At 28.6% G+C, this 11,413-nt stretch carries 9 protein-coding genes and 3 tRNA genes; 7 read left to right on the top strand and 5 right to left on the bottom strand.

Translation table 11 applies throughout. The features are described 5' to 3' along the window. Positions 1–230: 230 nt before the first annotated feature. Positions 231–317 (bottom strand) — tRNA-Leu (locus tag HL033_RS00995). Between the two features lie 15 nt (positions 318–332). After that, the gene (gene rpsD / locus HL033_RS00990) at positions 333–947 is read right to left on the bottom strand and encodes a 30S ribosomal protein S4 (protein WP_218194253.1); all 615 of its coding nucleotides are present in this window, start codon (positions 945–947) and stop codon (positions 333–335) included. Positions 948–1,135: 188 nt separating this feature from the next. Here rpsD and iscX point away from each other — a divergent pair, with 188 nt between their 5' ends. Then, on the top strand, positions 1,136–1,336 hold the full coding sequence (iscX, locus tag HL033_RS00985) for a Fe-S cluster assembly protein IscX (protein WP_218194252.1): 201 nt from the start codon (positions 1,136–1,138) through the stop codon (positions 1,334–1,336). Between the two features lie 55 nt (positions 1,337–1,391). Here iscX and HL033_RS00980 read toward each other — a convergent pair whose 3' ends face one another. The 3 genes from HL033_RS00980 to HL033_RS00970 are packed head-to-tail and all read right to left on the bottom strand — an operon-like array spanning position 1,392 to position 3,859. Then, complete coding sequence (locus HL033_RS00980; RefSeq protein WP_218194251.1) at positions 1,392–2,540, bottom strand: hypothetical protein; 1,149 nt, start codon at positions 2,538–2,540, stop codon at positions 1,392–1,394. Between the two features lie 38 nt (positions 2,541–2,578). Continuing rightward, a complete protein-coding gene (locus tag HL033_RS00975) occupies positions 2,579–3,349 on the bottom strand; it encodes a GNAT family N-acetyltransferase (RefSeq protein ID WP_218194250.1) in 771 nt (256 codons plus the stop codon). A 3-nt stretch (positions 3,350–3,352) separates the two neighbouring features. Continuing rightward, positions 3,353–3,859: a phosphatidylglycerophosphatase A family protein gene (locus HL033_RS00970; protein ID WP_320414802.1), complete on the bottom strand. Its 507-nt coding sequence runs from the start codon at positions 3,857–3,859 to the stop codon at positions 3,353–3,355. A 1,290-nt stretch (positions 3,860–5,149) separates the two neighbouring features. On the opposite strand from HL033_RS00970, the gene HL033_RS00965 reads away from it, so the two are divergent. From HL033_RS00965 to lon, 6 genes are all read left to right on the top strand, one after another. Beyond that, positions 5,150–5,222 (top strand) — tRNA-Lys (locus HL033_RS00965). Between the two features lie 161 nt (positions 5,223–5,383). Then, positions 5,384–5,465 (top strand) — tRNA-Leu (locus tag HL033_RS00960). Between the two features lie 34 nt (positions 5,466–5,499). Beyond that, positions 5,500–6,828 carry a trigger factor gene (gene tig / locus HL033_RS00955; protein ID WP_218194249.1) on the top strand — a complete coding sequence of 443 codons (1,329 nt, stop codon included), beginning with the start codon at positions 5,500–5,502 and terminating at the stop codon, positions 6,826–6,828. Between the two features lie 70 nt (positions 6,829–6,898). Beyond that, on the top strand, positions 6,899–7,501 hold the full coding sequence (clpP, locus tag HL033_RS00950; RefSeq protein WP_218194248.1) for an ATP-dependent Clp endopeptidase proteolytic subunit ClpP: 603 nt from the start codon (positions 6,899–6,901) through the stop codon (positions 7,499–7,501). A gap of 10 nt (positions 7,502–7,511) precedes the next feature. Next, a complete protein-coding gene (gene clpX, locus HL033_RS00945) occupies positions 7,512–8,729 on the top strand; it encodes an ATP-dependent Clp protease ATP-binding subunit ClpX (RefSeq protein WP_218194247.1) in 1,218 nt (405 codons plus the stop codon). A gap of 14 nt (positions 8,730–8,743) precedes the next feature. Then, a complete protein-coding gene (lon, locus tag HL033_RS00940) occupies positions 8,744–11,155 on the top strand; it encodes an endopeptidase La (RefSeq protein WP_218194246.1) in 2,412 nt (803 codons plus the stop codon). Positions 11,156–11,413 lie beyond the last annotated feature (258 nt).

Raw genomic sequence — 11,413 nt, 5'->3', positions numbered from 1 at the left:
GAATAAAGCTGGCAAAGATGGGTAGCTTAATAAACATATGATGGTTAATTAAGTCTAAATTGTTTTCTTGATTGTTATAACTACTTTATTATTTTTATGATAACTTTTCTTAAGTATGTATTGGTAATTTTTTACATTTAAATTAATATAAGATTTATTTTTTATAAAAAAAATGACCATAAATTTATTATAGAAATAACCAACATTGATAGTAATTAAAAAGCTTTAAATGGTGCCCATGGGGAGACTTGAACTCCCACGACCTTGCGATCAACGGATTTTAAGTCCGCAGCGTCTACCGATTCCGCCACACGGGCAAAAGAAAAGCTGAACTACCTGGAATAAAATTCTATAACCAAATTGACTTCCATATTAGCTGCATAAGGGACTTCAAGGTATTTAGGCACTCTCAGATACTTAACAGAAAAGTGATTCACATCAACTTCTAAGTAATCTGGAACTCTTTTTTCCTGTGACTGCATAGCCCCTGTAATAATAGGTAAGTTTACTGCCTTATCTCTAATTTTTACTATATCACCAGGTTTAACAATGTAACTTGAAACATTAACAACCTTATCATTTACAGTAACATGCTTATGAGAAATTAATTGTTTTGCAGAAAATATTGTAGGGACATAATTGGAGTTATATAGTACAGATGCAAGACGAGATTCCAAGGCTCCTACAAAGTTATCACCAGTATCACCCTTCTTTTTGTAAGCTTTTAAAAAAATATTACGCAACTGTTTACTAGATATTGCATAATAAAACTTAAATTTCTTATGAGCTGCAAACTGCTTTCCAAAATCCGAAGGTTTTTTATACCCTAAATTACCATGCTGTCCTGGGGGATAATTTTTTGTATTAAAAGCATCTTTAGATCTTCCCCATAAACTTACCCCCAGTCTACGGCTTGCTCTGTATTTCCTTTTTATAACTACTGTCATATGACCTTTATTGCATTAATAATATGAAAAAAACATAACTAAATTTGTGTAAACAAAATAATTTTATTGTATAAAACAATATTGGCTAGTATGATACATTTTATGTATACATGTCAATTTTTTTTTCTTAATAATAAACTTGATTGTGGATAAGTGTGTAATTTTTTAATTATTAAAAGTGTAATAATATGAAGTGGATTAACATTGAAGATATAGTTAATTTATTGGAGAAAAATTATCCAGATGTAGAAATATTTGAGTTAAGATTTACTGATTTACAGCGAATGGTTATGGAATTACCAGGATTTAGTGATAATAGTAGTCAATGTAACGAGAAAATACTAGAAGCAATACAAATTGCTTGGTATGAAGAAAGAAAAAACTGTTAATAGTTGTTTAAACTAAAATTTATGTTGATTATAAAGTATGTTTGTTATAGTGCTTTTATTTTATATGATCGTATATAAATATAAGCTCTTGTTTATGAGTTGGAATGACTGAAATTTTTATAATAAAGTTATTTGTTAAAGTAATAGTTGCATGATAAGGATCTAGTAATCTTCTAAAAAAAGTATGTTGCTGCTGTAGAAAGTTAAATGTTTCTTTGTTAAAAAATTGATTGCTGGTGTAAATTTTGTGTAGCACTTCTGTATAGGTAGGCCTTTTATCTAGCCAAGGTTGTTCTAGATGCCAAAATTTTGCAAAGTTGTTATTATAGAATAATAGTTTGCTATCATTATTGTATACTACTACAGCACAGGATAGATTACTTAGTAAGTTTTTCTGTAACTCAATATAATATTGTATTTCTTGAGTTAATTGTTTTATTTGTGTTATGTCTTGCCCATATCCAATAAATTCTTGCGTGTTAGGGTTTATAGTTTCTGTAAGTGTATAAAGCTTTCTTTCATTGTCAATAATTGTATATGCATTTTCTTGGTATTTGTCAGAAGCAACCTGATTGCTTAATGTTCTGTTTTTAAAAATTTCTCTATTTGTGTTACATTGTGTAAGCTTAATGTAAGAAGGATTACATATTGTTATTTTAAAGTCTTTGTCTCTTTTCCATGTAGGGTATGGGAGTATGTCAATCATGTCTTTATAATTTGTCAACTCTTGCTTTAATTTGATATTTTTATTTTCTAATTGTGTAATTAATAGTTTTTCTTTTGTTGTGTTTTGAATCCATAGTAGCACTCCTACAATTTTGTCTTGATTGTTAACAATACTTTGACCATAACAAAAACAGTAAATTTCTGTATCTTTTCCCTTTAAATCTATTGTAAAAGATTTATTAATTTTTCGTGCATCTGCAAAATTTTTTTTAAGTTGATGTGACTCTTCAAAGAAGTCTGCAAGTTCGTTAAAGGAATAAAATATGGTATTTAATAATAATTGTAAATTGGGAGAAAATTTTTCTATGCGTTTTTCTTCATCCCATAAGTAAAAACCATCCCCTAAAGATAAAAGTAGATTAGTTATAAGATTATTATTATGCTTTAGATTGTTTATGCTTTTATTAGAATAAAAATAAGCAGTAGCTAAAATTGACATAGTGAAAATAAGAAGAGAAAAAATAATATAAATAAACATATATTAACTCTTATTCTATAATCAAATTGTAATAAATGTCATATTCTATACGACACATACAGAGGTAAATTGCCAATCATTTTGAATCCTAATCTTTTATAGAGATTAATAGAAGGTTTCATACATTGAGCTACAGCATACTTACAGTCATGTTGTTGTGCTATTTTTATTCTTTGCAACGTCATACTAGTTCCAATCTGTTGATTTCTATATTCTGGTAATACACCATCACTATAAAAACCTGCGACTTGGTTATGAATATACATTCCACATATACCTACTAATGTATTATGTAGTTTTACTAAAAAAAATTGTAGCTTTGAATCAGATACTTTATGGTTTGATAGGCCTCTAAGAAATAATGCTACTTCATTAACATTACAGTGAAAAATTTGTGATGCAAGAAGGTCTAGCTGAGTTAATTTGGAGTGATTATCTACAATTTCTAAAGTAATATCTATTTTATTATGTGGCATAAAATAGTTTGTTATATCTACAATAGCTTTTTTAGGAGAATTAGCAATCATTAAACCTAATTTCTCAAGAATAGGTTTTGCGTACTTACTTGATTGATCTAGAGGCCAAGTAGCTTCAATTTTTCTTTGTTGTAGGTACTGAAATGTTTTTTGTATCGATGTTTCACAGATATTGTTAGTGCAATTTTCCAAAAAAACATAGTTAAATATGGAACTCTTGCTGCCATTGATTATTAGTGTAACATTATTGAATGTATGTAATTCCCAACCTGATAACTGATTAGCATAAATTATGTATTGTTTTAAATTATTCGTAACTAGAGAATAATGCATTTGTTATCCTAAATACTGGTGGTAAAATTTGTAACATATTATATAGGATACTATAGACATTATTGCAGCAATTATATCATCAAGCATTATTCCTAATGCACCTTTAATGTTTTTATCAACAATGTTGATTGGCCAAACCTTTATTATATCAAAAAATCTAAATAATATAAAACTAATGAAAAATATACTTATGTAATTTAATTTATTTTGTAATATGGATTTATTATTATTCTCTATAAATAAGATTATTAATGTAAAAGCTATTAATTGTCCTAATACCTCATCTATAACAACTTCCTTTGGATCATCTATTTTAGAGTTATGTGCTAAATATTGTGGTATTGACCAAAAACCGAGAAAGAGAACCACTAAAGATATTATTATACCATAAATGCTATTTATCATAACTATTGGCATAAACACTACAGACGCTAAGCTTCCTATAGTACCAGGCATAGCTGTCACCCTACCACAGCCAAACCACGTTGATATATTATCATAAAGTGGCATAATTTTTTACATAAAAAATAAGAAATATAACACATTAAACTGCATTAATTTTTCATCCACCAATCATTTACAGGGTAACTTTTACATGGACTATTATTACTATATTTTATGCACGGACTTTTAATTTTACGTTCTTTTTTTGTAAAGCTACAGCTTGATATACAGAGCAACAGTGTACTGTAAACAAGTATTATAGCGATTTGCTTCATCATTATTGCCTAATTTAATTTAATAACCGTACTATATTATAAAAATTACTTTATATAGTCAAGATGAGCTTGTGATAGCAATTAAAAAGAATATTATTAGAAGGTTTTATTTAATTATAATAAAGATACTTGTATGTTTTTTTTAATGTTAATTGATGGATATGGTTATGTCTATTTTACTCAAGTACTTACAGCATAACATTATACTTTTGCATAGAACTTAACATAAAACTCACTAAATTATCATAATTTTATGCATGAAAAGTTTCATATAACATTAAGATTATTATCAACTTGCATATGTTAAGCTTCCCGCCAGCGTTTGTTCTGAGTCATGATTAAACTCTCAAGTTTGATTAAGCATAATCAAATTATGACTGTCTCATGCAAAAAAAAACTAAAAAATGTCTTGGCTATATCAAAGAATAAGTTAGCTTAATATGTATTGCTAAATATGAAAAAGTTTTTTTTTAATCAATAAAGTTTTTCATTAATTATACACCAACCAATTAATGGCATTACAGATAAGATTAATTAAAATATCACTAGCACATTTTTGAAAAGACGCTGGTATTGATATATCATTTATTATTAATGACCTTTTCCTTTAAAAATAAGAAAATTATAGACTTGTTGAAGTGCTTGCTAATTATATATGAAAAAAAATTCATAATTAGACTTAACACGAAATACGGATTTGAGATATCATTGTTATAAATTTCTTTAAAGTTTTTTTGTATTTGTGAAAGAGTTTATTAATTTCTTTTGTATCATTAAATATATTGTAATGAATTATAACTAAAGTAACTATATTACTTTAACATTTAAATCATGATTATATTTTGCTTGTTTAATTAATAAAGTAGAATATCTTATATTTTATAATTGTAAGGTATTATTTGCTTATTGGTAATATGTAGCATAACATAGTAACGTAAATAAATATATATTATACAATGAATAAAATTATAAAGTGAACAAAATATAAAGTTTATGGTGCAGTTATTAGTAATAACTGATCTTTATTATTATGAGTAATTGACAGAAGTAACACTTGCATTTACATTATTAAACACTAAATGGTCCCGTAGCTCAGTTGGTAGAGCGACTGACTCTTAATCAGTTTGTCGTGTGTTCGATTCACACCGGGATCATATGATTAAAATGGAGTGCTGTTGGCCTCGGTGTTTGTGTAGAAAGGTGTCTATTTGTAAGCTAATGTTAAAAATCTTGAGTCTTATGTTTTTAATGGGTATAATTTTTTTATATTTTGGAGAGTTGCTGAATTATTCATCATATAAGGGTGTTTAAATGTGCGGATATGGCGGAACTGGTAGACGTGCTAGGTTTAGGTCCTAGTAAGGAGACTTGTGAGGGTTCGAGTCCCTCTATCCGTACTCTAGTTAATAAAGGAAAGTATTAGGTTAATATATGGATAGGTTTTATGTTGCCAAAGAAATTTTAAAAAGTGCATTAAAGTATGAGTATGAGGTTACTATTGATCATGACTATTTTCAAAGGCAATTGGATGATAAGTTTAAGGAAGTGGCTAAATTTGCAAAGATTTCTGGATTTAGGCCTGGTAAAGTGTCAATTGATATAGTTAAGAAATATTATTTTGATGATGTAGTTAATGCTGTGGTGTCGAAAGTTATAGAGGATACATCTTCTTCATTTATGAAAGAAAATAATTTTCAAGAAGTAATTTCATCGAATGTTGATGTTCGTTTTATTCCTGATGAAAAAGCAAGTAGTGATAATATACATGAATTACAATTGATGTATAAATTACAATTTGAAATAATGCCAGAGATTCCTTGTTTTGATATTGAAAGTGTAACTTTGAAAGATAGGGAGGTTTTAGTAGATGATAAAGATATAGATAATTTTGTTAATAATTTAAATAGTAAATATGTAAATTTTGTTCACTCTAGTGATATACATCATGGAATATGTATAGGTGATAAAGTTATTATTAATTACTATGGAAAAATGCAAGGTAAAGCCTTTAAAGGTGGTAGTGCAAAAAATTATGAAGTGGTAATAGGTAATGGGCATTTATTAGAAAATTTTGAGAATCAGCTTATAGGAATGAAAAAAGGAGAACAAAAAATATTCACACTTGTGTTTCCTGACGATTATAAGCATTTACGTATGGCAGGTAAAGAAGTGGAAATGTTAGTAGATGTTCAAGATATTTTTGTGTCAAAAGAGGCAGAAAATAATGAAGAATTAGCTAAAGGTTATGGTTTTGATAGTGTAGAAGCAATGTTAGCATTTTCTGAGAAGGCAGTTAAAGAAAAATGCACTCAAATGAATAATATAATAATGAAAAAAGAATTATTTGATTATATGGATGAAAATTATGTGATAGATATTCCAGAATGTATTATTTCAGAAGAGCTTAAAAAGGTGAATTATGAGGTAAGTAGTGGTAAATTAAGTACGGAAGTTGACTCATTAAAAGAAGCTACAAGAAGAATTAAATTAGGTATGCTATTAATAAAAGTATCAAAAGATCATAATGTATCTTTAACAAGTGAAGATGTGGTAAATTTTATTAAGAATAATTATGTTGATTATGGTGCAAGCTTTAATAATGTAGTAAAATTATTAAAATCTAATAAGGATTTTGATAATTATATTAAAGGAAAAGTACTTGAAGATAAGGTTGTTGACTATATAATTTGTTCTGTAAAAAAGGAAAAAGAAAACATAACTTATTCAGGGTTAGAGGAACTCTTTAATAGTGTTTCTTAATTTTTATGAGTATTATGTGAATAAATGTGTAGTAATTTAAAATATAGGAATGAGTAAAGGAAGAATGTTTATGAATTTGGTACCTATGGTTGTTGAGCAAACTAGCCGCGGCGAACGTGCTTATGATATATATTCAAGATTATTAAAAGAAAGAATCATTTTTGTAACAGGAATGATAGAAGATAATATGGCTAGTTTAATAGTTGCGCAACTTATATTTTTAGAAGCTGAAAATCCAGAAAAAGATATATCTATGTATATTAATTCTCCAGGAGGTGTTGTTACAGCTGGATTATCTATATATGATACTATGCAATATATTAAGCCTAAGATTTCTACTTTATGTTTAGGACAAGCAGCTTCTATGGGTTCTCTTCTTTTAGCAGCTGGAGAGTGTGGTATGAGATATGCGCTTCCAAATTCTAGAATAATGATACATCAGCCTTCCGGAGGGTTTCATGGACAAGCAACAGATATAGAAATACATGCAAAAGAAATTTTAAGTATTAAGCACAGATTAAATGAAATTTATGTTAAACATACAAAGAAGTCTTTAGGTGAAGTTATAGTTAATATGGAAAGGGATAATTTTATGTCTGCTGAGAAAGCAATGGATTTTGGTATAGTTGATAAAGTTATAGATAAAAGACTAGATGTTATATTAGAAAATTAAGGAAATATGAATGTCAGATAATGATAAAAGTACTTATAATTGTTCATTTTGTGGTAAGCTTCATAGTGAAGTAAAAAAGCTTATTGCTGGTTCTGAGGTATTTATTTGTAATGAATGTATAGATCTTTGTAGTGGTATATTACAGGAAGAAGGTAAGTCATATAAAAGTACCAGCTTTGATCTTAAGCCAAAGGATATTAAGAAAGTTTTAGATGAATATGTTATAGGTCAAGAGCATTCTAAAAAAGTGTTGTCAGTAGCTGTGTACAATCATTATAAGCGTTTGTTAAATTCTAGTGTTATTAGTGAAGTTGAGATATCTAAATCTAATGTTTTATTGATTGGACCAACAGGTTCTGGTAAAACTTTATTGGCTCGTACTTTAGCAAGGGTATTGCAAGTGCCTTTTGCTATGGCTGATGCTACGACATTAACAGAAGCAGGGTATGTAGGTGAGGATGTTGAGAATATTTTATTAAAATTGCTACAAGCAGCTAATTTTAATATTGAAGCTGCACAACGTGGCATTATTTATATTGATGAAGTGGATAAAATATCACGAAAGTCTGAAAATACATCTATTACACGTGATGTTTCAGGTGAAGGTGTTCAACAAGCATTGCTTAAAGTTATAGAGGGTACAGTATCTTCTGTGCCTCCTCAAGGTGGTAGAAAGCATCCTCATCAAGAGTTTATACAAATTAATACTGATAATATTCTTTTTATTTTTGGTGGGGCATTTGATGGATTGGAAAAAATAATAGAAGCACGTAATCGTGGTAGCTATATGGGCTTTGAGGCGAATGTGCAACAGTTATCAAATAAGAAGAAAGATATACTTTGTCATACTGCTCCTGAAGATTTGGTAAAATTTGGATTGATACCAGAGTTTGTTGGTAGAATTCCAGTTGTTACATCATTAGGTGAATTAGATGAGAATACTCTTTATCGTATTTTGGTTGAGCCTAAAAATTCAATAGTAAAGCAATATACTAAGCTTTTTGAAATGGATAATATAGAACTTAAGTTTAGTGACGAGGCTTTGCTTGGTATTGCTAAAAAAGCTGTTGATCGTAAAATTGGTGCAAGGGGATTGCGTGCTATTATGGAAAATTTATTACTTGATTTAATGTTTGATTTTTCAAATTGTAAGGATAATAAGATACTTATTAGTGCACAAATGGTAGATGAAATAATATTAAGTGATAATTATTTAAAAAGACACTAGAACAAGGTTTATATATGAAAGACGAAGTTTTGCTACTTCCAGTTTTAACTTTACGTGATACAATTGTATTTCCACAGGTGGTTATACCTTTGTTTGTAGGTAGGGAAAAGTCTGTTAATGCTTTAAATCATGCCACTCAAAATAATGATTGTAAGATTTTATTAGTTACACAAGTAGATGGTGCAGTTGATAATCCAGTTTTAGACGATTTGTATAAGGTAGGAATTGTTGCAGATGTTATGCAGCTTTTAAAACTTCCAGATGGAATTATGAAAGTTTTAATCAAAGGAAAATATCGTGCACAAATAATAAATTTTGTAGAAGGGGATAGTTTTTTACAAGCAGAAGTTAATGTTATTAATAACGAGAATGATGTAGTTATAAGCGATGATGTTGAAGCTTTAAGAAGATCAGTTTTAAATGAGTTTGATATTTGGAGTAAATTAAGTAAAAAAATACAATCAGAAACTTTATCATCAATTTATGAAATTAAAGATCTTAGTGATCTAGCTGATACTATAGTTTCTCATTTAAGTATTAGAGTATCAGATAAGCAAAAAATTCTAGAAACATTTAATGTGATTGAACGTTTAGAACAAATATATAGCTTTATTAAGTTAGAAATTAGTATATTAAATGCTCAAAAAAAGATTGATAATAGAGTTAAATCACAAGTTGAAACAAATCATAGGGTGTATTATTTAAATGAGCAATTAAAAGCCATACAGAAAGAATTGGAAGATAGTGAAGGTGTGTGTTGTGAGATTGATTCTGCTAGTGAAATTGAAAAAAGGATTCGTAATACGTTATTATCTGATGAAGCAAAAGAACGAGCTATGAATGATTTAAAGCGCTATAAAAAAATGAATTTTATGTCTCCTGAAGCAAATATTATTTCAAGTTATCTTTATTGGTTGCTTGATCTTCCGTGGGGAAAATATAAGAATTCTAGAATTAATATGGATAACTCTTTAAAAATTTTAAATAGTAATCATTATGGTATGGATAAAATTAAAGAGAGGATTTTGGAATTTTTAGCGGTATTAAAAAGAATAAAAAAGCCACAAGGTCCAATTTTGTGTTTTGTTGGACCTCCTGGTGTAGGTAAGACATCATTAGCAAAGTCAATAGCGGAAGCTACAGGTAGAGAATTTGTACGTATGTCTTTAGGTGGTGTATATGACGAATCAGAAATCAGAGGTCACAGAAGAACGTATGTAGGTGCAATGCCTGGAAGAATAATAAAGCAAATAAAGCAAGCAAAGTCGTGTAATCCTTTATTTTTATTAGATGAAATAGATAAAGTTGGGTCTGATTATAGAGGTGATCCTACAGCTGCATTACTTGAGGTGTTAGATCCTGAGCATAATAAGCATTTTGTTGATAATTATATTGAGGTAGAGTTTGATCTTTCAAATGTAATGTTTATTGCAACTGCAAATAGTTTGAATTTGCATAAGCCACTTCTTGATCGTATGGAAATTATTCAGTTATCTGGTTATACAGAAGAGGAAAAATTAAAAATAGCAAGAGCGCATCTTATACCTAGGTTATATAAGGATAATGGGCTGCAAGAAAAAGAGTGGAGTATTTCTGACAATGCAATATATAATTTAATTAGGTTTTATACAAGAGAAAGTGGGGTGCGTACCCTTAAAAGAGAACTTGCTAGTCTTATGAGGAAGGCTGTAAAAGAAATATTAATGAATAAAGAAATAAAAAATATACATATTGATAATAATCTTGAAGAGTATATGGGCGTACAAAAATATACTTTTGGTCTTGTAGAGAAGAACGATATGATAGGAATGGTTACTGGTTTAGCATATACTGAATCTGGTGGGGATATATTAACAATAGAATCAGTATTAATGCCAGGTAAGGGTAATATAAAATTTACAGGAAAATTAGGTGAAGTAATGCAAGAATCAGTGAAAGCTGCGTATAGTTATGTGAGATCGAGGTGTTTAGAATTTGGAATAAAATCTAAAAAATTTCAGGTTAATGATATACATTTGCATGTGCCAGAGGGCGCAATACCAAAGGATGGTCCTTCAGCTGGTATAGCTATGTGTACTTCAATAGTATCCTTAATGACAGGTATTGCAGTCAAAAAAACAGTTGCAATGACAGGGGAAATAACTTTAAGAGGCAGTGTTCTTGCCATAGGTGGATTGAAAGAGAAACTGTTAGCAGCGTTGCGTAGTGGTATAACATCTGTTATTATTCCTCTTCAAAATAAAAAGGATATGATTGAAATGCCAGATAATGTTAAGCAGGGAATGAAATTTATATTTGTTTCAACTGTTGATGAGGTTATTCATAATGCTTTAGTACGATCAGTTAATCCTTTGCATAAAGATGATGTATTTATTGATAATAAGATTCTTAATACAGATGAAGAAGATTGTACAATACTGAATTAATTAAGCTAATAAGCTGTAGGTAACATCATTTATTGTCCTAATATTATAGGTATAGCTACTTGTTATATTTATGGTTATAAGTTTTATAGGCAAGGTAAATAGCTGCGTTAATGCATAATAGATATTATTTATAATATAAGTGTTTTATGAATATAGAATTATTAGAGAGTAAAGTGTTAATATTAGGTTAAATAGATGTTTGATGGTTTTATACATTATAAGAAGTAATAATGTTTTATATTGTAATATGGTTGTTGT

This window comes from Neoehrlichia mikurensis (assembly GCF_019186785.1).
GTDB lineage: Bacteria > Pseudomonadota > Alphaproteobacteria > Rickettsiales > Anaplasmataceae > Neoehrlichia > Neoehrlichia mikurensis.
Note: the sequence above shows the minus strand (reverse complement) of the source record. Positions and strands in the feature narration are given on the sequence as shown.